Here is a 21,523-nt window from a genome sequence, read left to right as displayed (position 1 = left end):
CTACTTTTTTTGATGTCTATGCAGGTGAACAGCATTTCTTTGCCGAAATTTGTAGCCAAGCATAGAGAACGAAAATGGGGGATCATATGAGCAGAAATAATTGGTTTATTCGTGCTGGTGAGAATGCGTATTTGTTTGATGAGTTCAAATTGGGTCAAGCGATCGCTATAGGGTGGAACGAGGTAGGCTCACTAGAACAGGTCAAACAAATTAATGATGTGAAAAGAAAGCTGCGTACTGAGTATGCCGATTACAAGGATGGCAAAATAAATATTACTGCAGGACAGCTGTTTCGATTCGCACATGAGATGAAAATAGGAGATTTAGTTGTTACATATAATCCGCAGGCCAGAGAGTATTTAATTGGAGATATTGTATCAGAGTATCAGTACGGTGAAGGGCATATTTCTGATAAGACACATTATAGAAAAGTAACATGGAATGGTTCCGTTGGTCGTGATGTTCTTACAGCTAATACACGTAACTCCTTAGGATCGATAATGACGTTATTTGCTTTACAACAAGAAACAGTGAAGGAGCTTGTACATTTTCTAAAACATAAGAATAACAAACCTTTAGAACCACAACCAGAGGAAATTGAAGAAGAACAAGCCGAGTTAAATACAATCAAGGAAGATGTCATTGAGAGAGCACATGAGTTCATTAAGGATAAATTCAATCATCTGGATTGGGAAGAAATGCAAAGTTTGGTTGCTGGCGTATTAAGAGGCATGGGGTACAAAACGAGAATATCTGTCAAAGGTCCCGACCGTGGAAGAGACATTGTGGCCTCACCGGATGGGTTGGGTTTGCAACAACCAAGAATTATGGTTGAAGTTAAACACCGAAAGAACTCGATGGGTTCAAACGAGATTAGAAGTTTTATCGGTGGATTGAGACCAGGAGATCAAGGGATTTATGTCTCAACCGGTGGATTTACTCGCGAGGCCCACTATGAAGCAGAACGTTCCAACATCCCGATATCATTAGTGGATGCTGATCTGCTGGTTGAACTAATCAATCAGCATTATGATAAGTTTGATTCGGAAGCTCAGTCATTAATGCCACTTAAGAAGATTTATTGGCCATTGTAGACTTGAACAAACGAATAACAGTTATGATTTAGCTTCAAAGTGGTTCACCCCCCTTCAAGATCGGACACGGTCAGACCCGTTCTTAACTTAAAAATACAACGGAAATGTTGATTGGGATTGGGTCGAGAGGTGCATAGTTAGTTCTGCATATACTTTTAGGGTTAGATTAGAATTAATAAGAGATGGCTGGAACAAGGTTTTATAGCTTGATTTCATCATTTGATCTTAGAAGTTGTATTTATGATCTGTGCTTACTCAAGTCTGCAGGTTGGAACGTCCTTCGACCATACTCAGTATGTTTTAACGATTCCAGATGAGCTTATTTGAGCGATTTGGGGCGTGTTGAAATTGTAACGATTCCCACAAACCTTATTTTGCTGAGAACAAGGGTTTGGTGCCGATTTTCGCATGTTTTTCTCCGAATAAGGTTTCCTGGGAGCGTTAGAAAATAAAAGCGGGGGATATGACCTGAATAGCGTTTCTAGGATTCGTTAGAAAAGTGGCCAGCGTGTTTCAGGCGGTTGCGGTTGTAGATTTGTTAGTATTATAGATATAAGAAGGCACAGATTTCGCATTGTAAGCAGTAGAAGTGTGGGAGTACAGCAGGTGGTGACCCGTGTTTGGGTTGCCTTTTTGCTGTTGGCGTCATGGTGGGGACGCAGGTTACCAGGTAAGAGGATTTATGTTGGGTGAAAATGAAAACGTTCACTATTTAATCTGAATAAATACACGAATTTACGTTACAGAACAGAGACAGATGGTATAATCGGTATATTGTTGAATACAACTATACATTTTATCGAAAAGGTTTTCGTTTTTGGGATATACATGTTAATTTTAGTGTACTGACGATTTGAATCATGTAACTATTATTCAACCAGAAGAGAGTGAACAGAGCAGATGAACATGAGAGTACTATTTAATGATGGCTGGCAGTTTGCAAAAAGTGATTTGGGTGTTACGTGGCCAACTGACCGCATTGAATTTACTGAACTGGCGTACTCTACTAACCCTACGAACTCTAGTGACCTTACTGACCTCGCTAAACTTACTAATGCTACCGATCTAACTAGTGCTACTGAACATATTGGGGCTACCGATCCTACTAATGCTATCGAACTTACTAGGGCTACTGATCCAACTGGTGCCATCGATCCTACAAATGCTACCGAACCTACTGATGCTATTGAACTTACTGAACCTACTGATCTTGGTATGCTTACAGATTTTGCTGATCTTGCTTTTGAGGCGGTTGAGCTTCCTCATGATTGGCTGATTTACAATACGCTGGATTTATATGAGGACAGTATTGGCTGGTATCGCAAGACGTTCCAGTATACGAAGGATGAGCAGCAGTATAATTTGTGCTTTGACGGGGTGTACATGGATTCGTCCGTGTATGTGAATGGACAGCTGGTTGGCGAGTGGAAGTATGGTTATTCTGCATTTGAGCATGACATTACGGAGGCTTTGGTGGAAGGCGATAATGAGATTGTAGTCAGAGTCGTGCATCAAAGTCCGAATAGCAGATGGTATTCCGGGGCGGGCATCTATCGGAATGTGTGGTTGAAAACAAGGTCAAGCAACCACATCGTCACGGATGGTATCTATGTATCGATTCAGCAGCAGCCGGATAGCTGGCAGGTAGTGGTGGATACGGAGCTGCAATTGGAGCCGGAGCAGAATCAGCGAGCAGTATTGGTGCATACCATTCTGTACAACGGCGAGGTTGTTGCATCATCGCAGGCAGAGATTTCGGCATGCGAAATGAAAGATAAAGGAATGGGTAGCAATACAGATGCGGCTAAAGATGTAAATACAGGTATAGATTTGAACACATATGCAGGTGGAGATACAAACATTCATACAGATACAGATACAGATACAGGTACAGATGCCAATGCAGTTGGAGATGTAGCCACAGAGATAAATACGCAGACGTGCACTAATCATTTCAATAATACCCAGGAGCTGATCGTTCACCATCCGAGCCTTTGGAGCCCTGACACACCACATTTATATGATCTTGTCACGGAGCTGCGGCTGATCTCCGAGGATCAACAGGAGCAGCAGGAGCAGATCGTGGAAACGGTGCAACAGCGGATCGGCTTCAAACATGTCAGGCTGGACGCCAGCGAGGGCTTCGTTTTGAACGGAACCAAAATAAAGCTGAACGGTGTGTGCGAACACCATGATCTCGGGGCGCTCGGGGCTGCTTTTAACGTTACAGCGCTGAGAAGAAGGTTTGTTTTGCTCCAAAAGATGGGGGTTAACGCCATTCGGACCGCGCATAACATGCCGGCGAAAGAGTTTATGGAGCTTGCCGATGAGATGGGAATGCTGGTGGTGTCGGAAGCGTTTGATATGTGGGAACGGGCGAAGACGCCGTATGACTATGCACGGTTTTTCCCGGAGTGGGCCTACAGGGATGTGCGAAGTTGGGTGAGGCGTGATCGGAATCACGTCAGCTTGATCATGTGGAGTATCGGCAATGAAATCTATGATACCCATGCGGACGAGCGAGGGCAGGAAGTGACGCGTATGCTGATGGAGTACGTGCAGGAATTTGATCCGAAAGGCAATGCACGTGTGACGATTGGTTCCAACTACATGCCTTGGGAAAATGCTCAGAAATGCGCGGATATCGTGAAGTTGGCCGGATACAACTATGCGGAAAAATATTATGACCAGCACCATGCAGCGCACCCGGACTGGATTATTTATGGCAGTGAGACCTCTTCGGTCGTACAGAGCCGGGGAATTTACCACTTCCCGTATGAACAGCCCGTGCTGGATGATGATGACGAGCAGTGCTCGGCGCTGGGGAACAGCACAACGAGCTGGGGAGCGAAATCGCCAGAGTACTGCATTTTGGCTGAACGGGATCATCCGTATTCCTTGGGGCAATTCCTCTGGACGGGGTTCGACTATATTGGGGAGCCGACACCGTATCATACGAAAAACTCATATTTTGGCCAGCTGGATACAGCTACGTTTCCGAAAGACTCCTATTATATCTATCAGGCTGCATGGACGGATTACAAAACGAGTCCGATGGTGCATCTGTTCCCGTACTGGGATTTCAGCCCGGGGCAGATCATTGATGTACGTGTGTGCAGCAATGCACCACGGATTGAACTGCAGTTCAACGGCAAAACCGTTGGAACGTATGATATTGATCATGCCCATGGCACACAGCTGTCAGGCTGGTGGAAAGTGCCGTATGAAGCGGGGGAGCTGAAAGCGATCGCTTATGATGAGCACGGTACTGTCATTGCTACCGATGTACAGCGTTCCTTTGGCGATGCGAGCAAGCTTTGTCTACATCCTGATCGGCAGCAGCTGCGGGCAGATGGGCAAGACCTTGTTTTTGTAGAGATTACAGCACAGGACGAAGCAGGCAATCCGGTGCACAATGCCAATAACCGTGTGGAGGTAAAGGTTACCGGGGCAGGGCGTTTGCTCGGTCTGGATAACGGGGACAGCACGGACTATGATCCTTATAAAGGGCTTAGCAGAAGATTGTTCAGCGGCAAGCTGATGGCGATTATCGGAGCAACAGACGAGTCAGGAGAGGTTCGGATTGAGGTTTCTTCCGAGGGATTGGAAGGCGCGACGTCTACGTTTGAATCGATCCCGGCAGATACGGTACAGGAAGTTAGCGGAGGTAAGCCAACCAGCGCAAGCGCAGAGGGTGAATCAGGAAGTGAACAGAGCAGAGTGGTGAATGGACTAAGCGATGCTGCCCCTGCTTCCGCCAGAAGTCTGCAAGAGCCTGTTTTTATGAAAAATGAAGAGCGCCCGGTGCAGACGGGTAGCGCCCGGGAGATTCCTTTGCGGAAAATCGAGATTATTAGCGATGCCGGCCAGCGGCTTGATCCGTCTCACCCGGAACTTATCGTTACAGCCAAGCTGTATCCTGAGAATACCTCCTATCGCGATATCGAATGGTCCGCAGTAAATGATGCGGGTATTCAATCCAATATTGCCAAGGTGGAAGTATTAAATGCCGAAACGGTAGACGGGGGAAGTGCACGCAACAGCAGCGAAAATCAGCATGTGGTGAAAGTATCAGCGTTGGGTGACGGAGCGTTCCGCCTTCGTGCCAGCAGCCGTAACGGTACGGACAAAACCAAGCTGATTTCCCAGCTTGAATTCAAAGCAGAAGGTCTGGGTACAGCCTATAAAAATCCGTATGAATTCATCACGGGTGGATTATATGATTACACCAAAGGTGAAGTCGGTAACGGTAATGAGCGCGGAGTCGCGACAAGCCGGGATGGCGAGACGCATGTGGGCTTCCGTAACATTGACTTCGGACCGTATGGGTCCGATACGATTACAATTCCTATTTTCACCTTGTCCAGTGAAGAATATTTCATTCAGATCTGGGAAGGCATGCCGGATGAAGAGGGCAGTACGATGATTGCCGACGTTGTGTATAACAAGGAATCCATATGGAATGTTTATCAGGAGCAGACGTATCGTCTATCTAAACGCCTGAGCGGCATAGCCTCAATCTGCTTTGTGGTGAAACAGAAGCTTCATATCAAAGGTTTCTCGTTTGAACGCCAGAGCCGTGCTTTTGAACAGAATGCGGCAGCAGCATGCGACCATCTGTATGGGGATTCCTTCACGGTGAAGCAAGATCGTGTGGAAGGCATCGGCAATAACGTATCGCTGGAGTTTGAGCAGATGGATTTTACAAGCGAGGGCACATCGAAGCTGGTGATCTATGGTGCTTCACCGATCGACAAAAACACGATTCATATCCGCTTCGCGGGCGCGAACGGACAAAGCAATCAGCTGGTGGAGTTCACTCAATCCGAGGGGTACGAGGAACGGATATTTGAACTGGAGCGGGTGAGCGGGGAGCAGAAGGTAACCTTTATTTTCCTGCCGGGCAGTCAGTTTGACTTTGGCTGGTTCCGCTTCGAGAAGTAAATAAGTAAGATAAAAATCCTCCTCAAATCGTAGATGCTGGTTTAACCGCCACCGATTTCAGGAGGATTTTTTCAGTTCACTTCATCAATCGTTACTTTGGCCGCGCTGCGATCCCAGGTAACATTCAGCCCTAGTCCCTGTAACATGTCATACGGTGCTGTAGTAGCTCCAGAGTAGTTGCCTATGGGTTCATGTAGTGCTATAACCTGTTCTTCCTGTGGGTCCAGCTTATTGAGATTGGATACCGTGTACTGGAGTTCATTCGGTTTAATCGTAATGATCCGATCGTTATATTTTAAGGTATAGTGACTTATTAATCCGTCCGCGGTATGCACCTCAAATGTTGCTCCAAGTGCTAACGCAATCGTTTTGATCGGAAGTTGGAGCGTTTCGCTCGTTTCTACCGCAGGATATATGGATTGCAGCAGCTTGCCGTTCACATAGATATCTGTACCTAGCTTAGCTTGAACAGGGATGTAGACCATGCCCCCCGGTGATGTGGCCGGTGCACCTGCCTCCTGATATTTGTCACCACCCCATCCCCAGACGTTTCCATCAGAAGAGAGTGCAAGACTATGGTAGTAACCAGCAGACACATGGGTGATATCCGATAACTGCTTTATTTTCCCTTGTTTGCCCGTTACGGTGTTCCCGAAGCTGTATACCTCGCCTTTTGTAGTCACCAGAAGTACATAATTGGAGCTTGCATCCAACGTTTTCACTTTAAGTTCGTGATGATATGGAATCCGTTTTCCTTGCACATCCAGTCTCCAGACTCTACCTTTCGAATCGAGCGCCATCAATGGCCCGCCTTTACTCGTGATGAACGTGATATTGGTCAGGCCTTTAACTCGCTTTGCTTTGGAAGGGGAACTGCTCGCTTCATCCGCATCTTTCCATGTCCAGACAGAACCATCTTTTTTCAACGCATATCCATCATAACCAGAAAGCGTGGTTTGCACGACATTTTTCAAACCGTTGATTCGGTGCAGGGTGGGCTTCTTCCCCGCCTCCTCGTTCATCGTGTTAGGAAGCTTCTGAGGTGGGGTCTGCCAGGATTGAACGGTACCATCCCGAAGGAGGGCTACACTCATGAAAGATCCTGCGGTAACATCTCTAGCATCGGTGATGCCAGGAACTTGACTGGGGGTTCTGCCATCTCCCCACTGCCACACGGTTCCGTCTGCTTGAATAGCTAAACTGTATCCCCCACCGGAGTTAGAGATTGCGGTGACAGTGGATAACAGCGGAATACGGGCAGGGCTGAATGTATGGCGATACCTCACCGTGTCGCTGATTCCCAGCTCTCCTAACAGGTTTCGTCCCCATGTCCAGACAGAACCGTCACTTCTTAACGCCACCGTGTAATAGTACCCCCCTTCTACTTGAGTGTAGTGAAGCTTCTGAGCCGTATTGGAAGTTACAGAGGATTCGGGGGAGGAGCCAGAGGATGAACGTGAGACTGCTCGATCCAAAGTGCTCCCTGGGGAAGCTTGCCCGTCATTGGCTGCATACGTCGGAGATACCGAAGACAGCGTGCTTAGGATCATGCCAGTAACGATACCAGCAGACAAGCCCACTTTGGTACAGCGACGAAAGAGCTTGCCCTTTGGCCTGCTCAATCGCTTGAGATGTGAGTAGAGCTGGGTTTGTTCTGTTGTTACATGATTGGCTGAATGATTCGAAAACATGAGATCGCCTCTTTTTTGAAGGGAATGGGGGAACTGAATATGCTGTTAAATAAACGCAGGGAAATGAATGAAGGTTACAGGATCAGTAATATTTCTACAAAAAAATTCAGAAAAAACATTCGTATTGCCAGATCAACTCTTCCAAAAACGTAACCTATCTCCTGTGAGGCACGTTGTACATATGAGGTGATTTCCAATGGGGAAATATGTGCTTATGCTGTTTATCGCTGCTGCACTTATTACAGGCTGTAGTTCGAATGACAAGCAGCAGACTCTCGAAGTGAGGGAGAACAGGACTCCCTTTCCTCCGATCATTGAACCGCATAACCCGGAGCAGGCCGAAGAAAGTGGGGATGTTGTTGTGCTTATGGGGGAGATGAGAAATCGGGATAAGTGGAAGACATTTATGCAAAACGTAAAAAAACATCAGCCGGATCAAGTTCGGGTAACCAGGTACACGATTGAAGGCGGCCCGATCATTCATGAGCTGGTTTATGACGGTGAGCTGATTCAAACCACGTATGATGACACGAGAGATATGTATGGCTCCAGACAGAATAAAACCCCAAACACCTGCACAGGGATCGGTAAAATGAAAGATGAACCATCGCGCACATTTTATATCCTGACCGGTTGTGAGCAGGAAAGTCGTTTCTCCATCCCTAGCAAGTAGAAGAGGGGGAGGGAGATGAGAGATAAGCTCGCAATGCTGGAAGACGAAAATCGGAAGGATTCTTTTAACCTATGAACAGGTTTATATAGAGTAGATGTCATCGCATTTTTATTCTGTTTTCTTAGAAAGGGGTCATCTTATGGAAAATAGCTTAACCAATGGGCATACGTCATCTCAGATTGTTTACTCGTTCCTTGTCCAGAGACAGCAGGCCCCGATCTTGCAGGAGGTATGGCTGAAGCAGGTACAAGAATGGATGATGTGGGTGCTTCTGGGCATCATTTTGGTTCAGCTACTGCTCTGGGTGAGAGTACGCTTCAGCAGAGGGCCTTTCACAGACGAAGAGGTGGAGCAAGCAGATCCTTTGTTTCTAGCCTATTTGCGGAGCAAGGGCCAACTGAAGTTGAAGGACACGCAGGCGACCATGTTCCATTTAACTCGTAAAGGCATATTGTCGATGCGAATTGTGAAAAGCAAAGGACGCTACAGCAAGGATCAAGGGGTATCCAATGCTTCGCTGACACCAAAAACAACACTTGAATACAGTATGCAATCTGCTGCTGTCTCCGCGTCGGCGGATGAGAAAGAGATGGTGCAGTGGCTTTTCTCAGACTACGGTTTCGGTAAACAACGGTTCAGACTGGACGCTTTGGCTGGACCAAGCTCTGAAGAGAGTGAGCGGCGAGAAGATATGAAGCACTATCGGACCAAGGAAAAAATGCACATGGACTTCATACGGTCGTGGAAGGAACGAGTGGTGGAGACAAGAGGCTGGGGGCAGTTGATTCGTACGCCGCTGCTTTTGCGGCTGCTTGTCTATGTGATGTTCCCTGTTCTGATGCTGCTGACAGGCATCGTATGTTTTGCAGAGCGTGTCTCTGTGCCCGGAGTAATCGGTTTGACCGTGACGGCTGTGATCTGGGTATTGGTTATTCGCAAAATTCATGTACGCCTGTTGTATCAAGTCGCTTGTGTTGGACTCATTATTAGCCTCAGCCTGGCGATCTCGGGTAACTCGGAATTTACTTCATGGCTGTACGTTATTCTTTTTATGTCGCTGTTCGTTCGTCTGTTCTTGCCTGCCAGGGAAGTTGCTCCTTCCGCGAAAGATTGGGAAGCTTCGATGCGTCGCTGGCGCAGGCGATACAAAAAAGGCATTCCATCCGAAAGGATGGGCGAATCGGCAGAGACACTCGAACAGATTATCCAGACCGCGCTGGTGCTGGGCATCGGCTCACGCTGCGTGCGTAAGACGAATTGGTCTCTGCTTCAGCAGCATCCTGACCCTGAGCTCCGACGTCTGGCAGAACGCAAACCTGCGCAGGAAGACAGCTTGCCTGGAGCAACAACGTTGAAGCAAACACCTTTGTTGGTATTGGCTCTACATCTGCGAGGTGTGTACCGGGCTATGTCTGCTGCGGAGTTTCCATATGACCGCTCTAATTATATCTTTGGAACGGTGTTCCCTGAGTCGGGCGGGAGTGGAGGCAGTTCTCCAGTGTACACGGATAGCTATAGTGGAGAGGGTCATAAGCATACACACGATCATCATGACGGTTCTGGCGGTCATCATCAAGGATCAGACAGCGGAGATTCCGGCGGAGGCGGGGACTCGGGTGGCGGTGGGGATTAATGTATCATAGATTGACATGATGTCCCCGTGAAACATCTGATTTTTATTGGGAAGAGACAGAATAAAACAACAAATTAGATATGATATGCGTACATGTGCAATCTTGGCTGCATAGAGCGGTTACCAAATTACTGAATCGTCGAGGGAGAAAATGATCCTTCTGTTCAATTCCAATGATTATTTTTGTTTGTTAAAATTTAGGGATAACGACTATGATCAGGTTTGGTGGTGAGAGGGTATGTTGCGTATTCAGGTTCACCCGGATGAACTGGAGGCCAAGGCACGTTTGGTTCAGCAATGTAAATTGGAACTGGATCGGATTGTACGTGAACTGGATAAGTCCATCTATTTTTTGCAATCCGAATGGTCTGGTGCGACACGTGAACAGTTTTTCTGGGACTTTATGGAGGTTAAGGACGTTTTCCCGGCTACCCTCGGGAAGCTGGATGAGATCCAGAAGGAGTTTACCTTCATTGCAAATAATTTCAGAACAACAGACAGCACAGGCGAGGTAGCCTTGTACATACCTGACGAGTTGAAACCAAGCTTTTTCACTGGAGCCGTGGACAAAGCCATTGGCGACACCGTTACAGGGTTAGGTGAGATGGCAGAGGCATTTCTCTATCAGCCGTTTAGTACGTTAGGCAATCTGGCCTATGATATGACGTTGGGGAAAGTGGTTGATGCTCGACGAGGAATCGCATTTGCATGGGATGCGGCCTGGGGTACAGGAACAGCGAGATCCGACATTGAGCAGTTTGTAGATGAGCAGAAAAAGCAGCTTAATGGAGATGAGTCGGGGTACTATAAAGGTGCGTTAGTAGGTCAGGCCTTGTCTTATTTGATCTTCGGCAGAGCCTTGCGCTCGAAAGATCATCACGCGTCGGGTGGAGGAGGGAAAGAGAAAAATAGTGAGGGGAAAACGGAGTCAGAACGAACGAATAGATATCATGTTTTAGAGTCTGTGAACAAGTTTGAAGATAAAATTCGAAATAAACCGGTTGAACACGGTCAGTTTTTTGATAAAGATGGTAAGTCAGTAGGAGAAACAGTTGTGGGAACTGAGAAATCAATAAATATAACGAATCAGAAAGATGTTGCTAAAGATACAATATTCACACATAATCATCCAACGAATGGACCTTTTAGCCTTGAGGATATAGCTACTGCAGTGGATTTTGATATGGCTGAAATAAGGGCCGTATCACCGAATGGTACCAATTTGAGCATGAAGCGAGGAGTGGAAGGTTGGAAAGAAAACTCAGATAATATAGGTAATATTTTTGCAAATGTTCAAAAAGAATTAAGAAGTGATCCCAAAGCTCAAGAATTCTTTAAAACGGGGAATAAGGATGCAGTTTGGGATATGCTATTCACTAGAGTTGCTGAAAAAATAGGTGGAGAGTATACCAAAAATTAAAAGGCAGGTAATAAAATGAATAGAGAGTTTCTTTATACAAGACCATATACTCCAGGTGAAATTGATGATACTCCAGTTGATCTGGATTCTTGGTTTCTAGATGATTCCAGAGAGAAAATGGAGGAGAAATTAAGAGGAAGTTCATTAAGTGATGTACTTATTGAATTGATTGATATATTCCAAGAAAATGAGCCCAACTATCAAGTTCTTTTAGGTTTATTTGGAGATAAAATCATTAAAGAAACTCGAGAAGGTAAAGTACTGTACGGTTTAGAAGAAATTCTGCGCCCTGATATGAATAAAATTGAGATTGAAATTGAGGATCAGACTCTACACATAGAAAAGATGAATATTTTTGTATCGGCACTCTCGCTTTTGACGGTAAAAGATAAGATTATTGGCTTGTATTGTCATGAAAGTATTGAAGACAGAGAAGATTCTTTGTCTATTTTAATTCGAGATAAATATATTGTTTTATATGCAGTCAAGTAATTGATTCTAAAAAGCAAGCACTTCTACCCCGCAAGCGTAGAGGTGTTTCTTACTGTTTAAAACAAATGCATACATACGATCATCACAAGTAGTTCCCTAATTTTTGAAATAGTTAGGTGAGCAAGTCCTACGTGAAGAGCTGAAACCAGGCTAAGTAATGAACTATACGAAAAAGAATGTTTAAAAAAATCCAATTCAGCCGGAGACGATATTGACTTGAAATTTTGCTGTTACATTGACATCATTCCTTCTTATTTTAATTGGGCAAATGAGCTAATAACCTTTACAGGTGAAATACTAAAAGAAACAGAGGGAGACTGCATTCTAGAATTAAATGATAAACAAATTCTGTTACGAAAAAATGGTGTAATTACTGTCGACGATAAAAAACTTAGTGGAACTTTAGAGTTCCCATTTATGAAATTAGGATTAGATTTTCGATACGGAGACATAGATTAACAATACAAAAATATAACACAGGAATTAGAGGATGGTATGAAAGTGAGCTCGATGATCATTTTAAAAAAGATAGAGCATTATGTTCCTGAGAAGGCAATCGAGGATTTTAAGAAGGCAGCCGACAAAGCACACATATATTGTATTTTAGTGAAACTTAAATATGATGGCGATATGTTTTTAACCGGGGAAGGCACACTTTCAGAGGTAGATGAATTCACTTTTAAAAGTATAGAAAATAAAGGTGATTTGAAGTATTTCACTTTTAACGTCAATCGGATCGAAGAAGATTCACTCGACAGTTTTACATGGCTTACTCAAGATGAGAATTACTTTTGGGCATTAGACATTGAAAATATAAAAAATGATGAATATGAATTCATTTACAGATTTGTGGTGGAGTATTTTAAAGATAATCAAGAAGATTACTTATGGTTCGATGATGCCGAATGGTATTATACAGCTGATGATATCCTGCAACTAAGTCAGATACCGTATAATCCTAAGTGGTGTAGTGAAAAGGTTGTTTGAGTTAAAATGGGTGCTATACTGATTCTGGAACGATATAGATGGATTTTAATAATTGAAATGATGAATGACATAAAGGCACTTCTACCCGACAAGCGTAGAGGTGCTTCTTACTATTTGAAATGAGGAGGAGGGAACCATACCTTGATTTTAAAAAAGCGACTTTTTATGATCGGCTGTTGCCTTGCCTTTGTAATCTTGCTTGTTCTAACCTACAGTCTGTACAAAGAAAAAAGAATGTATGAACAGTACCTGACCATGAATGTTCGCCAAGATATCGTGGATTTGAAAAGTGCAATTATCCATAATGATCTTATTTTTAACCGCATATTGGAGAATGGGAAAATCATTAACGAGATGGTTGAGGATGGGGAGCAGGCCAGTCAGCTCCAGTATAATCTCCAAGAGATGTCACGAATTATTGATAAGTATAACTTGATGAGTCTCAGTTTCAGTCAGGAAGCCACGTGGTTGGCCCAACCCGCACCATTATTCATCAATCGTTTGGGGCTGGAGGACATATGGCCTCGTACGCTTCAACGGATGCAGATGACGTTCCAGCGGTTGGATCTAATCAATTATCCTGTATCCGCTGATCTCAAAACCAGAATCCAGGAGTATCAACAATTGAATGCTCGGTGGCTGCATATTGTTGGAGATTTCGAATCCAAAGAAATTAACGAAAAAGATTGGCCTCAACTCTTGAGTGATCTGGAGCAAGAAACGCGAGCTTATTTTGAAGAGAAAAAGGTTGATTTCGTGGAGGACGACGTCTGGAGAGAGGCTTTGAATCCAAGATATAGATGAGGGAAAAGGGACATTTGCAAAGGCAGAGTGATGTATTTCATGGGGGCATAGTTATGAGCACACTCTCCGCATGTGCTCATAACATAGTATAAGGTATATATACCGTGTTTTTTTGCCTAAGGAGAGTGACCATCTTGAAGCTTTCAAAGAAAAGAAGAAGGAGCCGTAGCGTATTAAGAGCGACACGTTCCAGAGCGGGATGGAGTAACCAAATCTCTAAAAGACGCAGCAAACGGTACAGGATACGTTGTAAAGATTCCAGAAAAAAACGATGCGCCAAGTCAATAAAGCCAATACGAAGATCCAGAAGCATCACTGCTAGTCGAAAAGTTACTGTACGACCTGTAAAAATTCCCGCTATTCCAGCGTGTCCTGATCGCATAGATCATAACGCCCTGCCAAGACATCAGGAATCCATAGTTGGCGGTCTGCTTGAAATGCAGGGACCAGCAGGTCAGCAAGGTGCCCAAGGAATGATAGGGCCTCAAGGTGCCGCAGGCAGACAGGGAATGCCGGGTGTTCAAGGTCCCGCAGGACCTCAGGGAGAGCGTGGAGAAGCGGGAAGTCCAGGAGCACAAGGTCCCATCGGTCCTCAGGGTTTACCGGGTGAGCAGGGAGTAGCTGGAGCGCAGGGTCCCGCAGGCCCTCAGGGAGAACGTGGAGAAGCGGGAAGTCTGGGAGCACAAGGTCCCATAGGCCCTCAGGGTGTACCGGGTGAGCAGGGAGCAGCGGGTGCGCAAGGTCCAGCAGGGCCTCAGGGAGAGACGGGTCCAACGGGACCTCAAGGTGAGCAAGGTCCTCCGGGAACGGTAGCAGGAGTTCAGGTCGTTCCTGCAACGGGACGGTATTTTTATTTTCCAGAGGATAATCTGAATTTAACAAGCTCGGTTACAATACCTGCTGGAGACTTTGTGGATGATGAGGATGGGAGTGTAACCGAATTTGCAGGAATCAGTACGACGAGTTATTATAATCTCTACATTAATGGGATATTGCAACCAGGCGGGTCCTATACCTTAACTGCCACTAGTTTGTTTCTTCCTCCTCAGAGTGGTGTATTGCTTGCAGGCACACCGATTATTATCGAAATCATTCAGCTAACAGCCATAATTATCAATAGTTAAAATGGTTAAACCTCCTCCTGAATTGGCCTTCACGAGTCTCAAATCTACCACATATACTATGTCAGGTAGGAGGTGAGAAATATGCCACTGGTTACACCATTTCAGAACAGTTTACGATTCGCTGCGACGATCGGTGATGGAACAGGTACAGGGGCAACGTTTGCGATCGCTGCTACGGCGTTTACAGACGATGCGGGCACTGCTGCTACGGCCTTCCCGACTGCGTTTAATTACTACAACCTGTATATTAATGGTCTGATGCAAACAGCAGACACATCCTCGGTTACCGCCACTACAATTACCATCCCCGGCGGTGATGCATTGAACGATGGCACTCCGATTGTTGTACAATTTGTAGTGTCCTGATAATTGGCTACAGTTTAATAAGAAAGGCATTGTGCGGCTTCTATCTGGGATAGGAGTCGTTTTTTTACGCTTATGATCTGGAGAGGTGCTTTGAATTCAAGGTACGAATGATGAAGAAGGCTCCATAGATGACTAATATGCTTTTTTGACACATAGATTAGAAAATGGTTAGTTTACTGTGAAACTTCGGTTTACCAATTATAATTACAAAATATTTATTTTAATGGTAATATATAGAGGTGTGTATAAGGGAGGAGATATGAGGAATGAGAAATGGAGACGCGTATAACTACAGCGATAAACGAAAAGGTTATAAGTTTTGGATTGTCATTGGAGTTATATTGGTTTTGCTAGCGGTAACGAACCCAAGTAAAGATGACTATGCAAAATGGGTTGTCCATTCTTCAATAGAAGAGTCAAGTAATGAATGGGTGAATGCAGGAATCAGTCTGCTTGGAGGTCCAGTGATTCAAGGAATAACTACACAAAGAAATCTGGTGTTTGCTTCTATTTTTAAAATGGAGCTTGGAATAGAAACAACTTCTGTATTGGGCTTTGGTAAACGATTTTTCATTAGACTACCTTAACTTTACTGATGTGGACAAGAAAGAGATCGTAACAAACGAGCCGAATACATATTACGAGTGTTGAAAATGCCGAGAGTGACCTAGGATGGAGCATCGATCATAACAGCAGATTCGGCTTTTCATAGATTGGCTACGTTTATGCCTAATATATTTAAATACCCAGAGTGGAGTACTCCTGTCGTCCAGAGATGATGAGGGGTGCTCTTTTTTATTCCCAAACAACTGATGAAATTTCTCACGTGCTGGACGATAATAGAGTAGAGACCATATTTACCAATACCAAGCAATATCAATGAACGCAACTACATATCCACAACCTATTCTAACTCTCGCGAGGTACATTCATGAAACAAGGCATATATGAACAGCTTATCAACACCATCACCAGGCAGGAGATTTCGGCGCTGGACCCGGATGTGTATCACATTGGGACCGAGAAGCTGGATGCAGAGGAAGCACGCAAGCTGTTGTCCACGTATTTGGCGGCGGTGACCCGGCGAGCGCTCAAGATTGTACGGGAACAGACGGAAGACAAAATGGCCGTTTTAGAGCAGATTCGAACCTGTAATGAGATCATAGCAACTTTGAAGGACACGTTAGGGGAAGAGGAGTATAACGATTTGCAGCTGGATGAGCAAGGAGAGGTGCTGACCCATGTGTATTCCAAGCTGAACAGCATCCGTGCGGTTCGCGATACCAAAATCATTCGCCCGGATACGCCGATTGCCCAAAGCTCGTTATTTACAGGTGCAAAGTCTGAACCAAGCATGCTGCTGGAGCTGCAAAAAGAGATCGTGACCGCCGACCGGATCGACTGGCTGGTGTCTTTTATCAAATTCAGCGGGCTTCGCCTGCTGCTGGAACAGCTCCAGCAATTCACATCAGGCGGGGGAAAGCTGCGGATCATCACGACCACCTATATGGAAGCAACCGATCTCAAAGCGATTACCGAGCTCAGCAAATTACCGAACACCGAAATCCAGATTTCGTATGATACCAAAGTCACCCGGCTGCACGCCAAAACGTACATTTTCCACCGCGATACCGGATTCACCACCGCCTATGTGGGATCTTCCAACCTATCCAACCCGGCCCTGACCAGTGGCATGGAGTGGAATCTCAAAGTGACGGAGAAGGATTCACTCGATGTGCTGCGCAAGATTGAAGCGACCTTCGAAAGTTACTGGAATGACCGCGAATTTACGAGATACATACCTGAGGATCAGGAACATGAGGCACAACTGAGAGCGGCTCTGAATCGCAAAAAGGACCAAAATGGACATTTCCATCTCGACATTCAGCCTTATGATTATCAAAAGGAAGTGATTGAACAGCTTGAAGCCGAGCGCACGCTGTATGGTCGAACCCGCAACCTGATCGTCGCCGCCACAGGCGTGGGCAAAACGGTCATCTCAGCCTTTGATTACAAACGATTCCGGGCAAGCCATGGGGGAGCCAAGCTTCTTTTTGTCGCCCATCGGGAAGAGATTCTGAAGCAAAGCCGGGACACGTTTCGGTATATTTTGAAGGATATGAACTTTGGCGAGTTGCATGTCGGGAGTCGCCGGGCGGAGGCGCTGGAGCATCTGTTTGTCAGCATACAGAGCCTCAATTCCATGAAGCTGACGGAGATCACCAGCCGGGACTATTACGATTACATCATTGTGGATGAATTCCACCATGCCGCGGCACCTTCCTACCAAAAGCTATTGTCTCACTACGAACCACAGATACTACTTGGACTTACCGCAACGCCTGAACGGATGGATGGTAAAGACATAACCGCTTACTTCGATCATACGATTGCCGCGGAGATTCGTCTGACGGATGCCATCGACCGGAAGCTGCTGAGTCCGTTTCAATACTTTGGTGTCACCGATACCGTTGATCTGTCTCAGGTGAAGTGGTCGCGCAAAGGCTACGATCTGAATGAGCTGGAGAAGCTCTACACCCATAACAAAATTCGTGCCAACCAGATCATGCAAAGTCTGAACAGATATGTCACCGATCTGGATGATGTGAAAGGATTGGGTTTCTGCGTAGGGGTGGATCATGCACTGTATATGGCTAAAGTTTTCAACGAAGCCGGCATTCCATCTATGGCTCTGCATGGCGGATCGAGCGAACAGGAGCGTCATTCCGCGAAGGGACAGCTGGTAAACGGGGAACTGCGCATGATCTTTGTTGTTGATCTGTACAATGAGGGTGTGGATATTCCTGAGGTGAATACGATTTTGTTCCTGCGTCCGACTGAAAGTTTAACCTTATTCCTGCAACAGCTCGGTCGTGGGCTGCGGATGGCGGAGGGCAAAGAGTGCCTGACCGTGCTCGACTTCATCGGGCAAGCGCATCAGGAGTACCGATACCAGGATAAATTCCGGGCTCTGATCGGTGCAACCAAGCAATCCATCTCGTACTATGTCGAGAACGGTTTTTCGAACCTGCCTCGGGGCACGTTTATTCAGTTGGAAAAGCAAGCCAAGGATTACGTCATGCGTAATCTGAAGCAGATGAGCCGCAATCGCAGAGCCTTGATCCAGAAGCTGCAAACGTTCCAGCAGGACACTGGATTGCCGCTGACCCTGGCCCATTTTGTAAAGCATCACGGGATGACATTATATGAATTGTATGGCGGGCGTTCGGGCAAAAGGTATTTCCGCGGCCTGTTGGCCGAAGCCGGATTAACCGAGCCAGTGCAGGACGAGCAGGAGGAGTACATTCGCAGACTGCCATCCGTGCTGACGATCAACTCTCGCAGCTGGCTGAACTTCCTGATCGACTATATTGAAAAAGGCAAAGAGCCTACCACCGCAGATGAACAGCGTATGCTCATCATGTTCTATTACACGTTCCACCGGGCTGCACCGGAGAAGCTAGGGCTAAGCAGTATTGAAGAAGGCGTGACACGAGTGCTGTCCTGTGAAGCATTCCGGGCCGAGCTTGTGGATATTTTCAAATATAATCTGGCGCATCTGCGATTTGTGGATAAAAGCAATTCATTCCCATACACTTGTCCACTGGATATCCACTGTATGTACTCCATCGACCAAGTGCTCGCTGCCTTTGGCTACTGGAATGCCGAACAATCGCCAACCTTCCGCGAAGGCGTGAAATATTTTGCAGATGAACAGACCGATATCTTCTTCATTACACTGAACAAATCGGATAAGGACTTTTCTCCATCCACGCTATATGAGGACTATGCGATCAATGAGCGCTTGTTCCACTGGCAGACGCAGAGCCGGGTATCAGAGCATACCGCTACCGCGCAGCGGTATATTCATCATCGAGAAACAGGCAACCGAATTGCCCTGTTTGTGCGGGAGTATAAGGAGGAGCATGGCTACACGTCTCCATTTGTCTTCCTGGGTGAAGCGGATTACGTGAGTCATGAGGGGAACAAACCGATGAGCTTTGTATGGCGATTAAGAGAAGAGATGCCTGCGAAGATGGTGGCGGTGGCGAATAAGTGTATTGTTTGATGAAAAATGAAGGAGGGTATTATGAAAATTAATATTTCATATCTAATTATGCTCTATAGTCCACATATATTTAATATTTTTGTGTTTTTATTTTCCAAAGACTTAAATACAAAAATTATAGTCACAATTTCTACGGCTATAGTTGTGGCAGTACAACTTCACAGAGTAATTCCTAATAAACTAGAATCATGGATAGCATATAGCTTTATAAATCTAATTGTTCTGTTACCTATTTATATGTACACTTTGGAGACATTTTTTATTGTAGTAACAATAGGTACTTTCTTGGTTGCACTGTATCTGCTTATTAGGTTACATCAATTCGTGAACGAAAAATTGAATTTGGGTAATTTTCTTTCTATTCTAGTGATGCTTTTTATAAGTTTGATTCTTGCTATATTTTTGTTTTATGTGTATTTGGCATTTTTGTTTAACTTAATTGAGACTCATCCGAATAGCCTTTTTCTTATATACATAACAAAGTATATTAATTTAAATTTAATAAAGACTATTTTGGTAGCTCTTTTTTCATTGATTCTAGTCTTTTATGTTTTTGAAGCTTTATTCAAAATCGCAAAGAGTGAAACTTTGATCAGTAAGTCTCGGTATCAGATTATGTTGTTACTTCTTTTTTCATTAGTTGCTCTAATACTTCCAGATACAGTTTTTTCATTTTTATATTTATCATTCGCTGAGACAAGCGATTCAAATGACTTTTTAAACCAAACAAACAATAATGACGCTTCAAAAATGTTTTTCTATTACATTAAATCCTTTTACTACTCCTTTTGTTTGCATTTTGCTGTGCCAATTCCTACAACAGGGTTCTATAGTAATATGCAACACGCAGTCATGAGTTATCCTCATTTAAAAGTATTACAATTTCTGCATTATACACAAAATAAACTTGTTGAATTAACATTATTTGCAGTTATAGCTGGTCATGTATCCAATGCTCTTGGACTTGGGACTAAAAATAGTAATGAAGATACTATTAAAGCTGGCGAGAACCATCGATAAATTTAATTCTATGGATAATCTTTAGGTTTCAATTGAAGTGTTAATGTGGAAAGATTGCCTCTAACAAAAAAAAGCAAAGCTTCTTTTGCTTTTTTTGTTAGTCATCTTTGGATTCATTCAGCAGCTCTCTTAGAATGTTTCTGGATAAACGGATTTTGTTTGAAGAAGACTCTCTTAACATATCTACTATCTCTTGAATGATTATATCTGTCTCAGTAAACTCAACTTCATCACTTACATAAGCAAAAAGTTGAGATACATTGACCTCCAGTGCCTCTGCTATCTTACCAAGATTAATCAAGGCAATATTCTTTTCTCCACGTTCAACTTGTCCAATGTATGTAAAATGGAAACCACCTTTTTCTCCAAGTGCTTCCTGTGATAACCCTTTCTCTTTCCTTAAAACTTTAATTCGTGCACCGACTAATTTTAGAATTTTTCTATCATCCACAAACAGATACCCCCTCTATTCAAAAGTGTAGACAAGATTTTGGGGGCTAAACATGGGTATATGAATCGTGAAAACAAAATAAATTATATCTTTAGATATTTATTTTGTTGTATAATATTGGTATTAACTCATTGGAGGGATGACAATGGCAAGAAATCGGTCCATTACCGAAGCACATTGTAATCACCAAGTAGGTTTTACTCCTCGTTTTCAAGAACGTTATAACTCTATGCAATCTGTGTTCAGACATAATCTAGATGACTATAGACTCCGTAATACAATCATGGGCTATCACGAACATTCGAAATATCACATCAAACTTGCCATCATCATGCATAGTCACAATCAGTTCCAAGCCTGTCTGATACTCTGCGATTGGGCACTTGCCTCATTGATTAAGGCATTATATATCCAAAAGTACCGTGCAGTACATCCACCGAAGGAGCTTACTATGAATGAGATTTTGCCTTTGGTGCATACAGATACTGTACCTGGATTGGACATTGCTTTGTTCATCGGTACGATTCAACATATGTCCTCCGTGGGGGAGTTTAACCAGGATCGGATTCTAAAGGCAAACAACATCAAAAAGCTTCTTCAACGAACAGAAGAAATATTGAAGGAGTTAGAGAACCGGTTGAAGCATGAACTATCAGAGCTAAAATAGTCAATTTATTCAACGTGTGTATAAATTGATGAGTTTTCTTAAACATAGGACTCTAAGGTTAAAGAACAATTTTTATAATAAGGGAAAA

General features: G+C 44.5%; 16 protein-coding genes. 14 read left to right on the top strand and 2 right to left on the bottom strand.

What is annotated here, in order from left to right; translation table 11 throughout:
- The first annotated feature begins 86 nt into the window (after positions 1-86).
- Both ACQSGY_RS25160 and ACQSGY_RS25155 read left to right on the top strand, forming a co-directional pair.
- Positions 87-1,094 carry a restriction endonuclease gene (locus tag ACQSGY_RS25160; RefSeq protein ID WP_427181399.1) on the top strand — a complete coding sequence of 336 codons (1,008 nt, stop codon included), beginning with the start codon at positions 87-89 and terminating at the stop codon, positions 1,092-1,094.
- 1,215 nt (positions 1,095-2,309) lie between these two features.
- Positions 2,310-6,038, top strand: coding sequence for a glycoside hydrolase family 2 TIM barrel-domain containing protein (locus ACQSGY_RS25155; protein ID WP_427181415.1), 3,729 nt, complete (start codon positions 2,310-2,312; stop codon positions 6,036-6,038).
- Positions 6,039-6,109: 71 nt separating this feature from the next.
- Here ACQSGY_RS25155 and ACQSGY_RS25150 read toward each other — a convergent pair whose 3' ends face one another.
- Positions 6,110-7,729 (bottom strand): stalk domain-containing protein, encoded by a 1,620-nt coding sequence (locus ACQSGY_RS25150; protein ID WP_427181398.1) that lies wholly within the window; start codon positions 7,727-7,729, stop codon positions 6,110-6,112.
- A gap of 196 nt (positions 7,730-7,925) precedes the next feature.
- On the opposite strand from ACQSGY_RS25150, the gene ACQSGY_RS25145 reads away from it, so the two are divergent.
- The 11 genes from ACQSGY_RS25145 to ACQSGY_RS25095 all read left to right on the top strand — a co-directional run bounded on the left by ACQSGY_RS25145 (position 7,926) and on the right by ACQSGY_RS25095 (position 20,317).
- On the top strand, positions 7,926-8,402 hold the full coding sequence (locus tag ACQSGY_RS25145; protein WP_427181397.1) for a DUF4362 domain-containing protein: 477 nt from the start codon (positions 7,926-7,928) through the stop codon (positions 8,400-8,402).
- 139 nt (positions 8,403-8,541) lie between these two features.
- Complete coding sequence (locus tag ACQSGY_RS25140; protein ID WP_427181396.1) at positions 8,542-10,035, top strand: hypothetical protein; 1,494 nt, start codon at positions 8,542-8,544, stop codon at positions 10,033-10,035.
- Positions 10,036-10,273: 238 nt separating this feature from the next.
- Positions 10,274-11,455 carry a WXG100 family type VII secretion target gene (locus ACQSGY_RS25135; RefSeq protein WP_427181395.1) on the top strand — a complete coding sequence of 394 codons (1,182 nt, stop codon included), beginning with the start codon at positions 10,274-10,276 and terminating at the stop codon, positions 11,453-11,455.
- Positions 11,456-11,470: 15 nt separating this feature from the next.
- On the top strand, positions 11,471-11,947 hold the full coding sequence (locus tag ACQSGY_RS25130) for a hypothetical protein (protein ID WP_184188067.1): 477 nt from the start codon (positions 11,471-11,473) through the stop codon (positions 11,945-11,947).
- A gap of 501 nt (positions 11,948-12,448) precedes the next feature.
- A complete protein-coding gene (locus ACQSGY_RS25125; protein WP_427181394.1) occupies positions 12,449-12,934 on the top strand; it encodes a hypothetical protein in 486 nt (161 codons plus the stop codon).
- 141 nt (positions 12,935-13,075) lie between these two features.
- Complete coding sequence (locus ACQSGY_RS25120; protein ID WP_427181393.1) at positions 13,076-13,738, top strand: hypothetical protein; 663 nt, start codon at positions 13,076-13,078, stop codon at positions 13,736-13,738.
- Between the two features lie 473 nt (positions 13,739-14,211).
- Positions 14,212-14,862 carry a DUF4183 domain-containing protein gene (locus ACQSGY_RS25115; protein WP_427181392.1) on the top strand — a complete coding sequence of 217 codons (651 nt, stop codon included), beginning with the start codon at positions 14,212-14,214 and terminating at the stop codon, positions 14,860-14,862.
- 81 nt (positions 14,863-14,943) lie between these two features.
- Complete coding sequence (locus ACQSGY_RS25110) at positions 14,944-15,228, top strand: DUF4183 domain-containing protein (RefSeq protein WP_188594896.1); 285 nt, start codon at positions 14,944-14,946, stop codon at positions 15,226-15,228.
- A gap of 266 nt (positions 15,229-15,494) precedes the next feature.
- Positions 15,495-15,815: a hypothetical protein gene (locus ACQSGY_RS25105; RefSeq protein WP_427181391.1), complete on the top strand. Its 321-nt coding sequence runs from the start codon at positions 15,495-15,497 to the stop codon at positions 15,813-15,815.
- 344 nt (positions 15,816-16,159) lie between these two features.
- Positions 16,160-19,297: a DUF3427 domain-containing protein gene (locus ACQSGY_RS25100; protein ID WP_427181390.1), complete on the top strand. Its 3,138-nt coding sequence runs from the start codon at positions 16,160-16,162 to the stop codon at positions 19,295-19,297.
- Positions 19,298-19,318: 21 nt separating this feature from the next.
- Entirely contained in the window at positions 19,319-20,317 is a 999-nt protein-coding gene (locus ACQSGY_RS25095) for a hypothetical protein (protein ID WP_427181389.1), read from the top strand.
- A 97-nt stretch (positions 20,318-20,414) separates the two neighbouring features.
- Here ACQSGY_RS25095 and ACQSGY_RS25090 read toward each other — a convergent pair whose 3' ends face one another.
- The gene (locus tag ACQSGY_RS25090) at positions 20,415-20,768 is read right to left on the bottom strand and encodes a helix-turn-helix domain-containing protein (RefSeq protein ID WP_427181388.1); all 354 of its coding nucleotides are present in this window, start codon (positions 20,766-20,768) and stop codon (positions 20,415-20,417) included.
- 145 nt (positions 20,769-20,913) lie between these two features.
- On the opposite strand from ACQSGY_RS25090, the gene ACQSGY_RS25085 reads away from it, so the two are divergent.
- On the top strand, positions 20,914-21,435 hold the full coding sequence (locus tag ACQSGY_RS25085) for a hypothetical protein (RefSeq protein ID WP_427181387.1): 522 nt from the start codon (positions 20,914-20,916) through the stop codon (positions 21,433-21,435).
- Positions 21,436-21,523 lie beyond the last annotated feature (88 nt).

The organism is Paenibacillus sp. TC-CSREp1, assembly GCF_050171015.1.
Taxonomy (GTDB): Bacteria; Bacillota; Bacilli; order Paenibacillales; family Paenibacillaceae; genus Paenibacillus; species Paenibacillus silvae.
Note: the sequence above shows the minus strand (reverse complement) of the source record. Positions and strands in the feature narration are given on the sequence as shown.